The sequence below is a fragment of the Isoptericola luteus genome, assembly GCF_020297055.1.
Lineage (GTDB): Bacteria > Actinomycetota > Actinomycetes > Actinomycetales > Cellulomonadaceae > Isoptericola > Isoptericola luteus.
The window spans coordinates 13,398-32,142 of sequence record NZ_JAIXCQ010000011.1; the positions used below are offsets into that span (position 1 = coordinate 13,398).

Below are 18,745 nucleotides of genomic sequence, written 5' to 3' on the forward strand. Positions count from 1 at the left end.
TGACATGACCAGCACCCCGGCCACCGTCGGGACGCGCGGCACGCACCCCGGTCCCCGGGGCGCGGCGGGCACCGTGCCCGCCGCGCCCGCCGCGCCCGCGGCGCCCGCGAGGCGGCGCCACCGCGGACCGAGCGCGAGCCAGTGGGCGGCCGTCGGGTTCGCCGCTCCGCTCCTGGTGTACCTCGTCGTCTTCTACGCGTACCCGCTGTGGCGCAACATCGACCTGTCGGTGCACGACTACACGATCCGCGCGTTCGTCCAGGGCAACGCCGAGTTCGTCGGGTTCGAGAACTACGCGGAGGTGTTCAGCTCCTCGACGTTCCCGACGGCGCTGGTGAACACGGTGCTGTTCACGTTCGTCTCGATCGTCTTCCAGTTCGCCGCCGGGCTCGCGCTCGCCGTGTTCTTCCGGTCGGGCTTCCGGCTGTCGAGCACGCTGCGTGCGATGTTCCTGGTGCCGTGGCTGCTGCCGCTCATCGTCTCGGCGTCCACCTGGTCGTGGATGCTCAACAGCGACAACGGCATCGTGAACTCCGTGCTCGGCGCGTTCGGTCTCGAGCAGATCAACTGGCTGACCTCGCCGGACACGGCGCTGCTTTCGGTGACGATCGCCAACATCTGGCTCGGCATCCCGTTCAACCTGGTCATCCTCTACTCCGGGCTGCAGAACATCCCCGGCGAGGTGTACGAGGCCTCGTCGCTGGACGGCGCCGGCCCGTGGCGGCAGTTCTGGAGCATCACGTTCCCGCTGCTGCGGCCGGTCTCGCTCATCACGCTCCTGCTGGGCCTCATCTACACGCTCAAGGTCGTGGACGTCATCTGGATCATGACGACGGGTGGCCCGGGCGACGCCTCGACGACGTTCGCCATCTGGTCGTACCGCGAGGCGTTCGGCACCGGCCAGCCCGACTTCTCCCCGGCCGCGGCCGTGGGCAACATCCTCATCCTCATCGCCCTGGTCTTCGGGTTCCTGCACCTGCAGCTCCAGCGCCGACAGGAGGCGTCATGACCGCCCGCCGCCCGCTCTGGAAGACCGTGCTCGGCGTCGTCCTCACCGCGCTCATGCTGTTCCCCGTCTACTGGCTGGTGAACGTCTCCCTCACGCAGACGAGCGACCTGCGCTCGGACCCGCCGCACTGGTTCCCGTGGGAGCCCACGTTCGAGGGGTACCAGGCGGTGTTCGGCCAGCAGCTCCCGGCGCTCGGCACCAGCCTGCTCGTCGGGTTCGGCTGCGTGGTCCTCACGCTGGTCATCGCGGCCCCTGCGGGGTATGCCCTGGCGCTGCTGAACCTGCGCGGCGGACGCACGTTGAACTTCCTGCTGCTCGTGGCTCAGATGGTCCCGGCGGTCGTCATGGCGATGGGCTTCTACGCCGTCTACAACAGCCTCGGGCTGCTCAACACGGTGGGCGGGCTCATCGTGGCCGACTCCACGATCGCGGTGCCGTTCGGCGTGCTGCTCTTCACCGCGTTCATGTCCGGCATCCCGCGCGAGCTGCTCCAGGCTGCCCGCGTCGACGGCGCCGGAGCGTGGCGGACGTTCTGGTCGGTGGTGCTGCCCGTGAGCCGGAACTCGGCGCTCACCGTCTCGCTGTTCGCGTTCCTGTGGGCGTGGTCGGACTTCATCTTCGCCTCCACGCTCAACCGCAACGGCGACCTCGTCCCGATCACGCTCGGCATCTACAACTACATCGGCAACAACACCACGCAGTGGAACGCGATCATGGCCACGGCCGTCGTCGCGTCCGTGCCCGCGGCGGTCCTGCTCGTCGTCGCGCAGCGCCACGTGGCCGCGGGCGTCACTGCGGGTGCCGTCAAGGACTGACGAAGGACGCTCGTGAACCAGACCCCCTCCCCCTCCCCGACGGCGCGCCCCGTCGTCCCCCCCGGGCCCCGTCGTGGGCTCGGCGTCGGCGAGCTCGTGCTCGACGGCGGCTTCTGGGGCGCGCTGCAGGAGACCAACGCCCGCGCCACGTTCCGGCACTGCCTGGACTGGATGGAGCGACTCGGTTGGCTCGCCAACTTCGACAGGACCGCCGCCGGCACCACCGGCCCCGACCGTCCGGGCTGGCAGTTCTCCGACTCCGAGGTCTACAAGCTGCTCGAGGCGCTCGCCTGGGAGCTCGGCCGCACGGGAGACCCGGACGTCGAGAAGATGTTCTCCGCGGTCGTCGACCGCGTCGCCGCGGCGCAGGACGACGACGGCTACCTCAACACCTGCTTCGGCGGACCCGGGCAGCCCGGCCGGTACACGGACCTGCCCGCCGGGCACGAGCTGTACTGCACCGGGCACCTCCTGCAGGCGGCGGTGGCGCGGGCGCGCACGTCCGGCCCCGACGACCGGCTGGTCGACGTCGCGCGGCGCGCGGCCGACCAGGTCTGCGCCGAGTTCGGTGCTGCGCGCGACGAAGGCCTGCGCCCGGGGGCCGGGATCTGCGGGCACCCGGAGATCGAGGTGGCGCTGGCAGAGCTCGGCCGCGCCCTCGGCGAGCCGCGGTACACCGAGCAGGCGCGGCTGTTCGTCGAGCGCCGGGGGCACGGCACGCTGGCGCCGATCGCGCTGCTCAGCCCCGCCTACTTCCAGGACGACGTGCCGGTGCGTGACGCGGACGTGTGGCGCGGCCACGCCGTGCGGGCGCTCTACCTGGCCGCCGGGGCCGTGGACGTCGCGGTGGACACCGGCGACGACGTGCTGCTCGACGCCGTCGAGCGGCAGTGGACGCGGTCGGTGGAGCGGCGCACCTACGTCACGGGCGGCATGGGTTCGCGGCACCAGGACGAGGGCTTCGGCGACGACTGGGAGCTGCCGCCGGACCGCGCGTACTGCGAGACGTGCGCGGGCGTGGCCTCCGTCATGGTGTCGTGGCGGCTGCTGCTCGCCACGGGCGACGTCCGGTACGCCGACCTCATCGAGCGCACCCTGTACAACGTGGTCGCGACCTCGCCGCGGGCCGACGGACGGGCGTTCTTCTACGCCAACCCCCTGCAGCAGCGTGAGCCCGGCGCGGACGTGCGGCCCGACGAGGTGAACCCGCGCGCCGAGGGTGGGGCGCGGGCGCCGTGGTTCGACGTGTCCTGCTGCCCCACCAACGTGGCGCGGACGCTCGCCTCGTGGCACACCTACGCGGCCTTCGTCGACGACACCGACGGTGCTGCGACCGTCACGCTCGCCCAGTACGCGAGCGGGGACGTGCGCGTCGCGGTGGGTGCCGGCGAGCTGGCCCTGCGGGTCGACACGACCTATCCCACGGCCGGCACCGTGCGGGTCACGGTGCTCGAGGTCCCTGACCGCCCCGTGACGCTGCGCGTGCGCGTCCCGGGCTGGGCGGGCGGCGCGACGCTCGCCACGCCGTCGGGCGGCCCGACGGCCCGTCCGGTGCCCCCGGGCTGGGCCGAGGTGCCGGGGGCGCTCGCGGCGGGCGACGCCGTCGTGCTCGACCTGCCCGTCGAGCCGCGCCTGTCCTGGCCCGACCCGCGCGTCGACGCCGCGCGCGGCACGGTCGCCGTGGAGCGCGGGCCGCTCGTGCTCTGCCTGGAGTCGGTGGACCTGCCGGCCGGCGTCGCGCTGGACGAGGTCCGCGTCGACCCCGCCGCGGGGGTGCGGCCGCACGGTGACGGTGCGCTCGTCCGCGCACGCCGCATCCCGTTGCCCGACGACGGCACGGGAGCGCCGCCCTTCGCGTCCGGTCCGCCGTCCGCCCCGTGGAGGGACGACGACGGTGCCCCGGCCGAGCTGGAGCTCCCGCTCGTGCCGTACCACCGGTGGGCCGAGCGCGGCCCGTCGGCCATGCGCGTGCTCGTGCCGATCGCGTCGCCGGCCCCGCCCGTCCAGAACCTGTCGAAGGAGACACCGTGACCACACCGACCGACGCGACCGACCGGTCCGTGCCGGGCCCCGTGCGGGCCGACGGGACTCGCCTCGTCTGGCGCGGCGGCGGCGAGGTCCTCGTCGTCGAACCCTGGGGGCGGGACTCGGTCCGAGTCCGCGCCACCGTCATGGGCGACGTCGCCGACACCGACTGGGCCCTGCTGCCGCCCGACCCGGCCGCCCACGCCGACGTCCGGGTCGAGGTGCGCACCGACGGCGCCACCCTCGTCAACGGCGGGCTCCGGGTCGAGCTGACGGCGTCGTCGTGGTTCCACGAGCCGGTCGGGTACGAGGTGTTCCGGTGCGACCTGGCGTTCTACGACGCCGCGGGCCGGCTGCTGTTCCGCGAGCTGGGCCGGGGCGGGTCGCTCGACCTGCGGGCCCGGCACTTCCGGCCGCGCGCCGGGGGTGACGGCCACGAGCTGACGGTGGCGTTCGAGGCCGACCCGGACGAGCGGCTCGCCGGCATGGGGCAGTACCAGCAGCACGTGCTCGACCTCAAGGGCTCGACGTTCGAGCTGGCGCACCGCAACTCGCAGGCGTCCGTGCCGTTCGTGGTCTCCAGCGCGGGCTACGGGTTCCTCTGGCACGACCCGGCGATCGGGCGGGCGACGTTCGCCCGCAACCGAACCGAGTGGCACGCGGAGTCCACGCGACAGCTCGACTACTGGGTGACGGCCGCAGCCACCCCGGCCGCGATCTCCCGGAACTATGCCGACGCGACCGGCCACGCCCCGATGATGCCCGAGCGGGGGCTCGGGTTCTGGCAGTGCAAGCTGCGGTACTGGAACCAGGAGCAGCTGCTCGGGGTGGCGCGCGAGCACCACCGCCGCGGGCTGCCGCTGGACGTGATCGTCGCGGACTTCTTCCACTGGCCGCACATGGGCGACTTCCGGTTCGACGAGGAGTTCTGGCCGGACCCGGCCGCGATGATCGCCGAGCTCGCCGAGCTGGGCGTCGAGCTCATGGTGTCGGTGTGGCCGCAGGTGGCGCTGTCCTCGGAGAACTTCGCGTTCCTGCGCCAGAACAACCTCCTGGTGCGCGCCGAGCGTGGCCTCGACGTCCAGATGTCCTTCGAGGGGCCGAGCGTGTTCCTCGACGTCACGAACCCCGAGGCGCGGGCCTGGCTGTGGGAGACCTGCCGGCGAAGCTACGGCGAGCACGGGATCCGCACCTTCTGGCTGGACGAGGCCGAGCCGGAGTACGGCGCCTACGACTACGACGCCTTCCGCACGCACCTGGGCTCCAACCTCCAGGTCGGCAACGTGTACCCGCAGCTCTTCGCGCGGGCGTTCGCGGACGGCCAGCGGGCCGACGGCGAGACCGACGTGGTCAACCTGCTGCGGTGCGCGTGGGCAGGCAGCCAGCGCTACGGGGCCCTCGTGTGGTCCGGGGACATCTCCTCCACCTGGGAGGACCTCGCCCGGCAGGTCACCGCGGGCATCCACATGGGCGTGGCCGGCATCCCGTGGTTCACGACGGACATCGGCGGGTTCCACCAGGGCGACGTGGCGGACCCGGGATTCCGGGAGCTGCTCGTGCGCTGGTTCCAGTTCGGGGCGTTCTGCCCGGTGATGCGCCTGCACGGCGACCGGCTGCCGTACGAGGAGGTCACCGCGGCCGACGGCACGCGGCGGCTGCGGTCGGGCGGGCCGAACGAGCTGTGGAGCTTCGGCGACGAGGTGTACCGCGTGCTGGAGCGCTACGTGCACCTGCGCGAAGAGCTGCGCCCGTACGTCCGCGAGGTGATGCGCGCCGCGCACGAGGACGGCACCCCCGCGATGCGCGGCCTCTTCTACGCGTTCCCCGGGGACCCGTCGGCCTGGGACGTCGACGACCAGTTCCTGCTCGGGCCGGACGTCCTGGTGGCGCCGGTGCTGGAGGCCGGGGCCCGGGAGCGGGACGTCTACCTGCCCGCCGGTGCCACGTGGACCGACGCCGCGACCGGCGAGGTGCACGACGGCGGCACCACGGTCCGCGCTGACGCGCCGCTCGACGTCGTCCCCGTGTTCCTCCGTGACGGGGCGCTCACGCGACTCGTGGGACGGACCGCGGGCCCGGCCTGACCCGGGTCGGGGGGCAGGCGCGCGTGCCCGGCGTGGCATCGCGGGACGACGGCCCGCCGCAATCGAACCGGTTCGGCATGAAGGGAGGCAGGAAGCCACCGCCCTCGGGGCGGGCTCGAACGACGACGTCCGAGCGTGCGCAGCACGGCGCGGACGCACGACCAGAAGGAAGGCACTCGATGATGAGCACGACACCTTCATGGGGCAGACCACGACGGACCACCGTCGCGCTGTCCGCCGTCCTGGCGCTCGCCGCCGGGTCGGGAGCCACGGCGCTCCCGGCCGCGGCCGCCGAGGTCCCGGCGCCCGACCTGCACTACACGATGGACGACGTCACCGACGGTACGGTGCCGGACGCCTCCGGAAACGGGCACGACGGGACGATCTCCGGGACCACAGACGTCGTCGAGGGGGCCACCTCCGACGACCTCGCCCTCGACCTCGCGGGCGGCACCGACGGGGGATACGTCACCGTCCCGCGGCAGGCGATCGACGGCGCCACCGACCTCACCGTCTCCGCCCGCGTCCGCTGGGACGGGCAGGGCGGCGCCTGGCAGCGCGTGTTCGACCTCGGCACCGACAACACCCGGTACCTCTTCACGACGCCGTCCGACGGCGAGGGCGACCTGCGCACGGCCGCCACCACGAGCGGCGGCGGTGGCGAGGCCAAGGTGACCGGGTACGGCGCTCTCGAGGCGGGCGACTGGGTTACGCTGACCACCACGCTCGACACCGCCGCCGGGACCGTGACGACCTACCTCGACGGGGTGGCCGTCGCCGCCGCTCCCACCCCGATGGGCGCGGGGGACCTGCTGACCGACGCGGCGACGTCGGCCGGGTACATCGGCCGCTCGTTCTATCCCGACCCCCTGTTCGACGGCGCGGTCGACGACTTCCAGGTCTTCCGGGCCGCGCTCGGCGCCGACCAGGTCGCCGAGCTGGTCGGAGAGGTGCCCACGCTCGAGGGACTCACCGAGGACTCCTTCGACGTGCGGACCGTCGTCGCCGCCGAGCCGAAGCTGCCGGCGGCGGTGCGCGCGTCGTACTCCGACGGCTACGACCGTGACGTCCCCGTCGTGTGGGACGCCGTCGACCCGGCGCAGTACGCACAGACCGGCACCTTCACGGTGGCCGGCGATGCGGCGGGCACGCCGGTCACCGCGACCGTCACCGTGCACCGCGGAGGCCTGCAGGTCGACCTCGGCACCGACACCGGCGAGTTCCACGGCGGGGCGTCAGGCACCCTGTACGGCCTCTACGGCGACGGCCTGCCCAGCGACAACCTGCTCGAGGGCATGGGGGTGCGGACCGTGTCGACCAAGGCGCAGGACGGTCCCCAGCACCCCGGCGCGGACGCGCTCGAGGTGGTCGGTCCGCTCGCCGACGCCACGGACGGCGACACGTACATCTACATGACGGACATCCACCGCGGATTCCCGTACCAGTGGCCCGGTGACACCCCCGCGGCAAAGCTGGACGGGTTCGTCGACAAGATCGCCACGCAGGTGGACCAGGTGCTGGAGCTTCCCGAGGAGCACCGGGACAACATCGTCTTCGTGCCGTTCAACGAGCCCGAGGGCAACATGTTCGGCACGGGGGAGTGGAGCTACGACGGGACGAGCTGGCTCGACGACCCGACCGACTACTTCGCGGCCTGGGACCGGGTCTACGCCCTGATCAAGGACCGGATGCCCGACGCGCGCATCGCCGGGCCCAACACCAGCGTCCTCTTCAGCCAGGTGAAGGGCTTCCTCGAGCACACGGTCGAGGCCGGCACCGTGCCCGACGTCGTCACGTGGCACGAGCTGTCCCACCCCGAGAGCATCCGGACCTCGGTGGAGCGGTACCGCGGCTGGGAGGCCGACGTGTTCGCGGGCACCGAGCACGAGGGCACCGAGCTGCCGCTCAACATCAACGAGTACGCGTTCAACTACCACACGTCCGTGCCGGGACAGATGATCCAGTGGGTCTCGGCGATCGAGGACTCCAAGGTGGACGCGGACATCGCCTACTGGAACATCGACGGCAACCTGTCGGACTCCGCGGTGCAGTCCAACCGGGGGAACGGCCAGTGGTGGCTCTTCAACGCGTACGCGCGGATGAGCGGGCACACCGTCGAGGTCACGCCGCCGTTCCCGGGGGAGAACTACACCCTGCAGGGCGTGGCGACGCTGGACGAGGAGGCCGCCGTCGCGCGCACCATCATCGGCGGGGCCGACGGCGCCGCACCGATCGACCTGGTGAACGTGCCGGGCGACGTGTTCGGCGACCAGGTGCGCGTCACCGTGCGGGAGATCGGCTGGACCGGTCAGCTCGGTGACTCCGCGGCTCCCGCGCTCGTGAGCGAGTCCGTCGCGGACGTCACGGGCGGCACGGTTGCCGTCGACTTCGACGGGGACGGCCTCCCGCTGCTCGACGAGTCCTCCGCGTACGAGATCGTCATGACCCCGGCCGGGGTGGGCGAGACCACGGTGGCCGCGCCCACCACGTGGGACGGCAGCTACGAGGCGGAGGACGCCGCCTACACCGGCGGTGGCTACTCGAAGAACGGGCCCGAGGGCTCGCCGTCTGACGTCTCGAAGTTCTACACCTCGGGTGGGTACGACGTGGGCGGCCTGCGCACCGGTTCCGACGGCGTCCTCGACTTCGAGGTGACCGTCCCGCAGGACGGCACCTACGACCTGTCGGTCTTCGCCAACAGCGAGAACACGTTCGAGCGCGTGCAGGAGCAGGGGCCCACCAACGTGTTCCTGCGCGTGGACGGTGCCGACGAGCAGGAGATCTTCCTTCCGCTCGGCTACAAGTGGGTGGTCTGGGACCACGCAGACACCACCGTCGAGCTGACCGAGGGCACGCACACCATCTCGCTCGCAGCCCAGAGCCTCGACGGGGCGGGTGCCACGCAGGGTGACGCGATCATCGACCGCATCACGCTGTCCCGGCCGAACCCTGACGCCGCCACCACGGTCTACGAGGCCGAGCACGCCGTGCTCGACGGTGGCAGCACCACCTACGAGGCGGCCGACGGGGTCGCCCCGGCCGACGTCTCCGGTGCGGGTGGCGTGGAGCTCGCCGAAGGCGCGACCGCCACGTTCTGGGTGTACGGGGCCGTGGACGCCGAGGCGACCCTCGCCGCGGACCTCCTCGGTGCCGGCAGCGGCACGGTGGCGGTCAACGGCCACGAGGTGCTCGACCTGACGCAGGCCACCGAAGCCGCGGTGCACCTTGCGGGCGGCGTCAACAAGGTGGTCGTCACCGGTGGACCCGAGGGAGCCGTGCTCGACCGGCTCACCGTGGCCGACGGCACCGGGGCGCTCGCGGCGACCGACTACCAGGCCGAGGACGCCGCGACGGCCGGCAGCGCCGCCGTGGTCGACCTGTCGCTGGCCGAGGGCGGTCAGGCCGTGTCCGGCATCGGGGGCGAGCCGGGCAACGGCAACACCCTGACCTTCGAGGTCGAGGCAGCCGAGGCCGGGCCGCACGCCGTGGTGCTGCGCTACTCCAACCCCGAGCAGTCACCGGCGTCGCACTACAACCCCGACCCGATCGCCCGGCGAGCGGACTTCGTGGTGAACGGTGGTGATCCGCGCGGCGTGCTCTTCCCGCACACGTTCCACGAGAACAACCTGTGGGAGAAGACGGTGGTGCTCGAACTCGAGGAGGGTGCCAACACCATCACCCTGCGCTCCGAGGAGGCGACGAACTTCGACGGCGAGACGTACGCGTCCGACGTCTGGCCCGACTTCCCGCTCCGGTCGCAGTGGGCACCGGTCGTCGACCGGATCACCGTCTCGCCGCTGGTGCACTCGGAGTCCGCCGAACCGGGTCCCGACGCGTGGGACGCGTCGGTCGGGTACACCGCGGGTGACCGGGTGTCGTTCGACGGCTCGGTGTTCGAGGCGTCGTGGTGGACCAAGGACCAGGAGCCGGGCGGTTCGCCGTGGGGCCCGTGGCAGGAGATCGCCTCCACCGAGGACGGGACGGCGGTATGGACGTCCTCGCGGATCTTCACCGCCGGTGACGTCGTCGAGCACGACGGCGCTCGGTACGAGGCTCAGTGGTGGACGCGCAACCAGGAGCCTGGTGGTTCGCCGTCCGGTCCGTGGGAGCCGACCGGCTGACCCCGCCCGCGAGCGTCTCTGTGCGTCCCGCATCGAGGTCTGATGAGGGACGCACAGAGACGCTCGCGCGTTCGGTGTGCGGCGGCTCAGCTCCGGGACAGCACCAGCGCGGAGCTGTGGCCGCCGAACCCGAAGGCGTCCACGAGCGCGTGCCGGGCCGACGTCCCCCTGGACGCCGTCACGACGTCCAGGCCGACCTCCGGGTCCTGCTCGTCGAGGTTGAGCGTGGGGGGCACGACGCCGTCGCGCATCGCGAACAGCGCCGCGAGGGCGCCCAGCGCCCCGGACGCGCCGAGCAGGTGACCCGTGGAGGCCTTGGTCGCGGTCACCGGCGGCGGGTCCCCGAACACCGAGCGCAGGGCCCGGGCCTCGTTGAGGTCGCCCGACGGGGTGGACGTGGCGTGCGCGTGCACCAGCCCGACGTCGGCGGGCTCGAGCCCGGCGTCGCGGATCGCGAGCTCGATGGTGCGAGCCTGGTTGGTCGGCTCGCCGCCCACGATGTCGTGCGCGTCCGAGGTCAGGACGGCGCCGTCGACGGCGCCCAGGACGGTCGCGCCGCGTGCCCTGGCGTGCTCCTCGGCCTCGAGGACGAACAGGACGGCGCCCTCGCCCATGACGAAGCCGTCGCGGCCGGCGTCGAACGGACGTGACGCGCGCCCGGGCTCGTCGTTGCGGGTCGACATCGCGCGGGCGCGGGCGAACGCCGAGATGCACAGGTCGACGATCGTCGCCTCGGTGCCGCCGCACACGACGACGTCGGCCTCCCCGGCCCGGATCATCGAGCGGGCCGTGAGGATGGCCTCCGTGCCGGCGGCGCAGGCGCTCACGGGCGCACGGGCGCCCGCCTTGGCGCCGAGGTCGATCGACACCCAGGCGGCCGGCCCGTTGCACATGACCATCGTCACCGCGTGCGGGCTGACCTGGCGGTGCCCGCCCGTCTGGAGCCGCACGTGCTGCGCGAGGGTGGTGCCGAACCCGCCGTTCGCCGTCCCCACCACCACACCCAGGCGCTCCGGCTCCACCTCCGGTGCCCCCGCGGACGCCCACGCCTCCCGGCCGGCGGCGACGGCGAGCTGCTCGCCGCGGTCGAGCCTGCGCAACTCGCGCACGGAGAGAGCGTCGGCGAAGGCGTCGTCGACCCTGGCCGCGATCCGCACGGGAAGCTCCTGCGCCCACGCGTCGGCGAGGGGTGTCACGGCGTTGGTCCCGGCCACCAGACCGGCCCACGACTGCTCGGCCGTCAGCCCCACGGGCGTGACGGCCCCGACCCCGGTGATCACCGTTCGTCGCACGTTCGCACCTTCCCCGATCCGGTCCCGCCGCAGGTGGGCGGGCCCCTGGTGGCTCACCCTGCCCTAACCGCGCGCGCCGCGCCGGGCGAGGCCGAGGGGCGGCGCGCCGCCCGCGTGCCGCGCGGCGCCGGGCCGGGCAGGGTTCTATGGGGGGACGGCGCACCGGAGCGCCAGGCGTGCCGGGTGCAGCGACGCGAGGAGGCCGAGATGAGCCAGGAAGTCGTCGACGGGGACAGGGTGGTCCCGAACCACGGTCTCAAGCGTGTGATGGGCCGCAAGCTCCTGCTGCTGTTCATCGTCGGAGACATCCTCGGCACCGGGGTCTACGCGCTGACCGGTCAGGTCGCCGGCGAGGTCGGCGGGGCCGCCTGGGCGCCGTTCCTCATCGCGTTCGCCGTGGCGACCCTCACCGCGTTCTCCTACCTGGAGCTGGTCACCAAGTACCCCCAGGCCGCCGGCGCCGCGCTGTACACGCACAAGGCGTTCGGCATCCACTTCGTCACGTTCATCATCGCGTTCATGGTGATGTGCTCGGGCATCACGTCCGCGTCGACGGCGTCCAACGCGTTCGCCGGGTTCCTCAACGACGGGTTCGGCCTCGGCCTCGAGACGGGCGGTGCCGGCCTCCTGTGGATCGCGCTCGGGTTCATGACGCTCGTCGCGATCGTCAACTTCCGGGGCGTGGGCGAGAGCGTCAAGGCGAACGTGGTGCTGACGCTCGTCGAACTGTCCGGCCTGCTGCTCATCATCTTCGTCGGGATGTTCGCGGTGACGCAGGGACGTGCCGACTTCGCGCGCGTCGTCGTCTTCGAGAGCTCCGACGACAAGAGCGTGTTCCTCGCGGTCACGGCGGCCACCACGCTGGCGTTCTTCGCCATGGTCGGCTTCGAGGACTCGGTCAACATGGCCGAGGAGTGCCGGGACCCGGTCAAGGACTTCCCCCGCGTCATGCTCACCGGGCTGTCGGTCACGGGCCTGATCTACGTGCTGGTGGCCATCACGGCGGTGGCGCTGGTGCCGGTGGGCGACCTCACGGACGAGTCGAAGGGCTCGGCGCTCACGCAGGTCGTCGCGGCCGGGGCGCCGAACCTGCCCTTCGACACGATCTTCCCGTTCATCGGGATGTTCGCCGTCGCGAACTCCGCGCTCATCAACATGCTCATGGCGTCGAGACTGCTGTTCGGCCTGGCGAACCAGGGCGTGCTGCCGCGCGCCTTCGGCCGGGTGCACCCGACGCGCCGCACCCCGTGGGTGTCCGTGATCGTCACGACGCTGATCTCGTACGGCCTCATCGTGTACGTGGTCCGGGCCAGCGGCTCGGAGTCCGGCTCCAACGCCATCAGCCTGCTCGGCGGGACGACGTCGTTGCTGTTGCTCGTCGTGTTCGCCGTCGTGAACGTGGCGCTGCTGGTGCTGCGCCGCAAGCCCGTGCCGCACGCCCACTTCCGGACGAAGGTGTGGCTGGCGGTGCTCGGGGCGATCACCTGCGCCTACCTCGCCGGGCCGTGGGCACGGTCGGACGAGCAGCAGGAGCAGTACGTCATTGCGGGCGGGCTCATCGCCGTCGGGGTGGTCCTGTCGTTCGTCACCTGGCTCTACAACCGGACCGTGCGGCACCGCAAGATCCACTTCGACGACGTGGCCCAGCTCGACGAGGACAAGCCCGGCGCGGGCTTCCCCAAGCGGTAGCCCGCACGCCCGCGGGCGCGGTGAGCCGCGGGGGCGGGTCAAGCCCCGGCGAGCGCCGACTCGAACGCCGTCAGGACACGGTCGCTGAAGAGCACGAAGCGGACCTCGTCGACGGTGCCCGGGTGGGTCCGGTCCCACGACCGCACGGCCCCGACGGCGGCGCGGGCGACGTCGTCGGCGTCCCACCCGTAGACGCCCGCGCCGACGGCGGGGAACGCGACCGAGCGGGCACCGGCGTCCGCGGCGACGTCCAGCGACCGGGCGAAGCACGACGCGAGGAGAGCGGGGTCCTGTTCGCCGGCGTGCCGGTTCGGGCCGACTGTGTGGACCACCCACGCGGCCGGCAGGTCGAAGCCGGGCGTGGCCACCGCCGCCCCGACGGGCAGCCCGTCCGGGACCACCGACCGGCGCAGCTCGCGGCACGCCTCGAGCAGCCGCGGCCCGGCGGCGGTGTGGATCGCGCCGTCCACGCCGCCCCCGCCCAGCAGCGACGAGTTCGCGGCGTTGACGACGGCGTCCACCGCCGTCGTCGTGATGTCGCCCTGCTCCGCGGTGACGCGCACGGTCAGGCCCGGCGGGCCTTGGCCTCGTCGGGCATGAGGATCCACAGGATGACGTAGGCCAGCACCTGCGGGCCGGGGATGAGGATCGACGCGACGGTGAGGACGCGGACCAGGCCGCGGCTCCAGCCGAGGTAGTCCGCCAGCCCGGCGCAGACGCCGCCCAGCATGCGGCCGTAGGTGGGCCGGAAGAGCGTGCGCCGGGTCGTGCCGGCGGGCTGCGCGTACGGGGTCGAGGTCGGGGTGCTCATGACTCGACGGTACGAGCGCCGCCGCGCACTCGGTATCCGGTGCTTCCCGGGTTCGACCCTGAGTCGGGTCGATCGATGCGGCAGTTCGTGATCAGGGCGGCAGTCCGGACTGCCGCCCTGATCACGAACTGCCGGGCTGACCGCCCCTCCACGACGTCGCGGGCGCCGACGGTGGGGAGAACTCCCCATGGGACGGGGCGGACGCGGGCGGGCCCATGTGAAATCCTCTGCGTCGAGACGTACACCGACCCCGGGGAGACCGCGCGTGACCGGCGACATCGTCATGAACGACGAGTTCCTGTCGGAGGTCGAGACCGACCTCGGGCGCATGAAGGAACGCCTCTACGAGCCGCTGGACGCGATCCGGTCGGCGGATCCGGCCGCGGTCGGCGAGCCGGAGCTCATCGAGAAGGTGTCGCACTTCCGCGACAAGTGGGACCACAGCATCGACCAGATGTGCGAGGCCACGGGCAACGCCAAGGACCAGCTGCTGAAGATCCGCGAGGGCTTCGCCAAGATCGACGCCGACCTCGCCGCGGCGCTCGGGGGCGAGTGATGGTCCACTACGAGCACATCGGGTACGACCCGGCACCCGGCGACCATGTCGTCACCGGCAGCCTCGCCAACGGCCTGACGGGCGGGCACGAGACCCTCGAGCGGGTGAAGTTCCTGCTCGGCAGCGTCGACGAGGGCGAGTGGGTCGGCGAGGTCGCGGTCGCCTTCCGCAGCATGCTGCACGACGACTTCGAGCCGAAGGTGATCGAGGCGGAGGAGGCCTTCCGCACGGCGGCCTCCGCGCTCGAGACCTGGGCCACCAAGCTCGAGAGCTACCGCGACCGTGCGAACACCCTGAACCACGAGCTCGGCGAGGCGAAGGCCGCTCTCAGCTCGGCCGAGTCGAACCTCTACGGCATGCCCGAGGGCCGCCGCCCGGAGGAGGACGCCCCGCAGCACGAGTGGGACCAGTACCAGGACGACGAGCGCGCCCGCGGTGTCGCGGAGGAGGCCCGCGCCGACGCCCAGGGGGTGGTCGACGGCGTCTGGACGCGCATCGAGACCCTCGTCGAGCAGTACGGCGCGGCGTCGCGCGCGCTGCTGGGGAAGTTCGAGACGGCCGCCGCGATGGCGCCGGACGACCCGTCGTGGTGGGACCGTGCGGTCGACTGGGTCGGCGACCGCTTCGAGGACATCGGCGACGCGTTCGCCGACCTCGGCGACATGATCCTCGAGTGGGCGGCCGAGAACGCCGGGCTGCTCGACCTGATCTCCGACATCATGGGCGTGGTCAGCCTCGTCGCCGGGATCATCTCCCTGCTGCCCATCCCCGGCGCGCAGGTCTTCGCGCTGGTCAGCGTCCTGGCCAGCGGGATCGGCACCCTCGCCGCCTACCTCAGCGCGGCGGGCCAGGCCGGGTCGTTCTCCGGCGGCTTCACCCCGGGCGTCATCATGGGCATGGTCGCGACGGCGCTGGGTGCCGGCGGTCTCACCGCGACGTTCCGCGCGGTGGCGGCGTCGGCCACCGCGGCGGGTCGCACCGCGCCGACGTTCCTGCAGTTCATGAACCCGGCGTCCAAGGTGGGGCAGGCCGCGACGAGCGCGTTCCCCGGGTTCTTCACGCTGGCGGCCAAGGGCGGGAGCATCGACTCCGTCGCGGAGCTGGGCTGGCGCACGGCCGACATCATGTTCGACCAGGGGATCTTCCTCGTCGCGGAGCCGTTCAACTGGTTCAGCGACTACGGGCACCTCAAGGGCGACGACTACAACGGCGTCCTGCCCGACTGGGGTGCCACGGCTGGCGAGACGGACGGCGAGGGCGCGCTGCTGCGCACCCAGCTCGAGAACAGGTGAGCGTGATGACCGAGAGCGACGTCCTCGACGCCGACAACCCCACCCGCTGGAAGCTCCGGATCCGTGTGCCCGACGACTGGGTGGAGCTCGCCGGGACGCAGACCGCCCAGGAGGCGGTCGGCGTCATCCGCGGGGCGCTCGACGCGGTGGACGTCGAGCTGCCGGCCCATGACGCCGGGCTGCTGCTCGACGGGCTGCTCGCCTGGCGGGACGTGTGGAGCGACCGGTCCGTGCTGCTGCACGGGCTCGTCTATCAGGGCAAGGAGTTCCGCGGCCCGACGGCGATCGACGAGGAGATCTTCCTCAACGTCGTGGGTTCCGTCCGGCAGATCGACGCGTTCGACGGACCGCTGTCGCTGCTGGAGGTGATCCGCCGGGTCGTCGCGGCGAAGATGGGCTTCGACCTGTCCGCCGCGTACACCGAGGCGTTCGAGACCGGCATCGGGCCGGCCCTCGGCATGACGGTGACCTACTCCGTCGACGCGCGGCTGCCCGGCGCGGCGGCAGGTTCCGCCCCGCCCGCGAAGCGCGACCTGGGGCTCGCCGTCGTCGTCACGGCACCGTCCGACGGCGGGCCGGGGCTGGTGCTCGTGGGGTGGTCGAGCGAGCCCCAGCACGTGCGCGCCGTCGGGATGCTGCTCGCCGCGATGGCGGGGCCTGCGAAGATCGTGCCGGTGGACGCGCAGGGCGAGGAGATCGGGTGACGGTGGCGCAGGCGGAGGTTCCGGGCGAGGAGGTCACGAGGCGCGGTCGTGCGCCGTTGCCCCCGTCGCCGCGCGATGTGCCCCTGCCTGCGACGTTCGGCGACTGGTACGACCTCGCGGCGGCGCACCTCGGGACCGCCCAGCGCCGTGACGGCGGCGGTCGCCGCATGCTGGCCGGGCTGCTGCTGCTCCTGGGCCTCCTCGCCGGTGCGGGGATCGGGACCCGGCCCGTCCTGGTGCTCCTGGGGCACGGTGCGGACGGCGACCGGGCGGACGTCGCGTCGCTCGTCGTCGGTGGCGTGATCGTCGCCGTGACGCTCACCTGGTGGCTGCGCCACCGGCGCGACTGGGGGCGCGCCCGCGTCCTGCGGCGCGCCTGGTCGCGCGCGCTGCGGCGGCCCGACGTCCTGGCGCTGCCGGTGCGCGAGCCCCGGCCCGCGGACGGTGTCGACCCGGAGGCGATGCACCACTTCCGCGCCCGCAGGCACGCGGAGCTCGAGCCGTACCCGGGGGTCAAGCCCGTGGACGGGGCGACGGGTCTCCTCGACGCCGCGCGCGCCGTCCTCTACCCGATCGTCGCGGCGGTCGGGCTGCTGCTGGTGGCCGTGGGTCTCGACCAGCAGCCTCTCGCGGACGGCGCCGTCGCGCTCGCGCCCGGCGTGGTGGTGCTCGTCGTCGGGCTCGCGGCGTCGGTGCGCGCCTGGTGGCGGCTCGCGGACGGGTTCGCGCTGGTGGGCCTCGAGCACGACGACGCCGCCCGGTGGTCCGGGTGGCGGGTGCTGCACGGGCTGCAGGAGCCCGCCCTGCTCCGGCCGTGGTGGAGGCGGCTCAACGTCGCGTTCCTGCCGATCGCGGGGGGCGGTCTGATCCTCGTCGTGGCGCGGCTGGGCACGGGCTCGATGCGGGTCGACGGCGTCGCCGTGGCCGTGGGCGTCTGCGTGCTGCCCGTCCTGGCCGTCTACGCCTCGTTCGCGCTGCGCGCCCTGGCCGGCCGGCTGCGCGCCCGCGGTGCGGACGTGGAGGTGCTGGTGCTGGCGGACGACGTGCCGGCCCTCGGCCCGGTCGTCGTCCCGCCGGGGCCGGCGCTGCTCCGGCTGGACGGGACGCCGGAGCTGCGCCCGGCGGGCGGGGTCCCGGTCCCGCTCGACGGCGCGACCCTGATCAGCGGTGCGCCGCACATGGTCGCGGCGCGCCGGCACTGGCTGGTGCTGGCCGACGCGTCGCAGGTGCCGCTGGTGTGCGCGGACGTCAGCCGCCTCCGACGCCGTGCGGCGGATGCCGGGCTCCGCGTGCTCTGAGCCGGCGCCGGGTGAACGCGCGCCCGGGTGCCGTCGCCCCGAGAATGGGGTGGGACGGCGAACGTCGTCGGTCCAGGCGAGGGGGAAGTCGATGCGTCGAACGGCGGCCGTGGTTCTCGGGTGCGCGCTGGCGCTGTCGGTCGTTGCCTGCGCCGAGGTGCCCGCGGACGCCGACCCGGTGCCGCACGTGGACGGCGCGCAGGGAGCGCAGGCCCCGGGGGACGACGCCTCGCTCGCCGGGGCGCCCGCTCCCGCGAAGCAGGTCGTGCTCCCGCCGGTGCGTGGCACGTTCGACTACCAGCTCGGCGGCGCGTACGACGCGGTGCCCGGCGGCGAGGGCGACGGCGGCGACGGCGGCGACGGCACGCCGACGATCGACGTCGTCGTCCGGGACGCGACGGCCGACCCGCTGCCCGGCGCGTACAACGTCTGCTACGTCAACGGCTTCCAGACCCAGCCCGACGCGGCGGGCCTGTGGACCGACGAGCACCCGGACCTGCTGCTGCGTGACGCCGACGGCGAGCTGGTCGTCGACCCGGACTGGCCGGACGAGTACGTCCTCGACCCGTCCACGGAGCCGCAGCGGGACGGGATCCTCGCGGTGATCGGGCCCGTGGTCACGGGCTGCGCGGACGCGGGCTTCGACGCCGTCGAGATCGACAACCTGGACACGTGGACGCGGTTCGACCAGATCGACGACGCCGGCGCGTACGCCCTCGCGAGCGCCTACGTCGACCTCGCCCACGCGCAGGGGCTGGCGATCGCGCAGAAGAACGCCGCCGAGATCGCGCCCGTGGCCCACCGCGAGCTCGGCTTCGACTTCGCCGTCACCGAGGAGTGCGGCGCCTGGTCCGAGTGCGCGGACTACACCGACGTCTACGGGGACCACGTGCTCCAGGTCGAGTACCCCGACGCGCTCGACGAGGCGGGGCTGACGTTCGACGACGTGTGCGCCCTCGACGACCGGGCACCGCTGACCGTCCTGCGGGACCTCGACCTCGTGGCGCCCGACGCGGAGGGCTACGTCTACGAGGCCTGCGCCGGCTGAG

Annotated in this window: 14 protein-coding genes; 11 read left to right on the forward strand and 3 right to left on the reverse strand. The window is 73.1% G+C overall.

What is annotated here, in order from left to right; all coding sequences use genetic code 11:
• Positions 1-4 precede the first annotated feature (4 nt).
• The 5 genes from LEP48_RS14550 (at position 5) to LEP48_RS14570 (ending at position 10,054) form a co-directional block, all read left to right on the forward strand.
• On the forward strand, positions 5-1,009 hold the full coding sequence (locus LEP48_RS14550; RefSeq protein WP_225566334.1) for a carbohydrate ABC transporter permease: 1,005 nt from the start codon (positions 5-7) through the stop codon (positions 1,007-1,009).
• Positions 1,006-1,824 (forward strand): carbohydrate ABC transporter permease, encoded by an 819-nt coding sequence (locus LEP48_RS14555; protein WP_225566335.1) that lies wholly within the window; start codon positions 1,006-1,008, stop codon positions 1,822-1,824. The genes LEP48_RS14550 and LEP48_RS14555 overlap by 4 nt, the downstream gene beginning before the upstream one ends.
• 12 nt (positions 1,825-1,836) lie before the next feature.
• Positions 1,837-3,855: a glycoside hydrolase family 127 protein gene (locus LEP48_RS14560; protein ID WP_225566336.1), complete on the forward strand. Its 2,019-nt coding sequence runs from the start codon at positions 1,837-1,839 to the stop codon at positions 3,853-3,855.
• Positions 3,852-5,933, forward strand: coding sequence for a glycoside hydrolase family 31 protein (locus LEP48_RS14565; RefSeq protein WP_225566337.1), 2,082 nt, complete (start codon positions 3,852-3,854; stop codon positions 5,931-5,933). The genes LEP48_RS14560 and LEP48_RS14565 overlap by 4 nt, the downstream gene beginning before the upstream one ends.
• 179 nt (positions 5,934-6,112) lie before the next feature.
• Complete coding sequence (locus tag LEP48_RS14570; protein ID WP_225566338.1) at positions 6,113-10,054, forward strand: LamG-like jellyroll fold domain-containing protein; 3,942 nt, start codon at positions 6,113-6,115, stop codon at positions 10,052-10,054.
• A gap of 86 nt (positions 10,055-10,140) precedes the next feature.
• On the opposite strand, the gene LEP48_RS14575 is transcribed toward LEP48_RS14570, so the two are convergent.
• Entirely contained in the window at positions 10,141-11,346 is a 1,206-nt protein-coding gene (locus LEP48_RS14575; protein ID WP_225566339.1) for a beta-ketoacyl-[acyl-carrier-protein] synthase family protein, read from the reverse strand.
• 207 nt (positions 11,347-11,553) lie between these two features.
• Between LEP48_RS14575 and LEP48_RS14580 the strand changes: the two genes are divergently transcribed.
• The gene (locus LEP48_RS14580) at positions 11,554-13,035 is read left to right on the forward strand and encodes an APC family permease (protein ID WP_225566340.1); all 1,482 of its coding nucleotides are present in this window, start codon (positions 11,554-11,556) and stop codon (positions 13,033-13,035) included.
• A 38-nt stretch (positions 13,036-13,073) separates the two neighbouring features.
• Here LEP48_RS14580 and LEP48_RS14585 read toward each other — a convergent pair whose 3' ends face one another.
• Together LEP48_RS14585 and LEP48_RS14590 are read right to left on the reverse strand one after the other, a co-directional pair.
• The gene (locus LEP48_RS14585; protein WP_225566341.1) at positions 13,074-13,598 is read right to left on the reverse strand and encodes an O-acetyl-ADP-ribose deacetylase; all 525 of its coding nucleotides are present in this window, start codon (positions 13,596-13,598) and stop codon (positions 13,074-13,076) included.
• A 2-nt stretch (positions 13,599-13,600) separates the two neighbouring features.
• Positions 13,601-13,846 (reverse strand): PspC domain-containing protein, encoded by a 246-nt coding sequence (locus LEP48_RS14590; protein ID WP_225566342.1) that lies wholly within the window; start codon positions 13,844-13,846, stop codon positions 13,601-13,603.
• Positions 13,847-14,111: 265 nt separating this feature from the next.
• Here LEP48_RS14590 and LEP48_RS14595 point away from each other — a divergent pair, with 265 nt between their 5' ends.
• From LEP48_RS14595 to LEP48_RS14615, 5 genes are all read left to right on the forward strand, one after another.
• Entirely contained in the window at positions 14,112-14,402 is a 291-nt protein-coding gene (locus LEP48_RS14595) for a hypothetical protein (RefSeq protein ID WP_225563467.1), read from the forward strand.
• A complete protein-coding gene (locus LEP48_RS14600) occupies positions 14,402-15,694 on the forward strand; it encodes a DUF308 domain-containing protein (protein WP_225563468.1) in 1,293 nt (430 codons plus the stop codon). Before LEP48_RS14595 ends, LEP48_RS14600 begins: the two co-directional genes overlap by 1 nt.
• 5 nt (positions 15,695-15,699) lie before the next feature.
• Positions 15,700-16,398, forward strand: a complete 699-nt coding sequence (locus LEP48_RS14605) for a hypothetical protein (protein ID WP_225563469.1) — start codon at positions 15,700-15,702, stop codon at positions 16,396-16,398.
• Entirely contained in the window at positions 16,395-17,696 is a 1,302-nt protein-coding gene (locus tag LEP48_RS14610; RefSeq protein ID WP_225563470.1) for a hypothetical protein, read from the forward strand. The genes LEP48_RS14605 and LEP48_RS14610 overlap by 4 nt, the downstream gene beginning before the upstream one ends.
• 91 nt (positions 17,697-17,787) lie before the next feature.
• Entirely contained in the window at positions 17,788-18,744 is a 957-nt protein-coding gene (locus LEP48_RS14615; RefSeq protein ID WP_225563471.1) for an endo alpha-1,4 polygalactosaminidase, read from the forward strand.
• The last annotated feature ends 1 nt before the right edge of the window (position 18,745 follow it).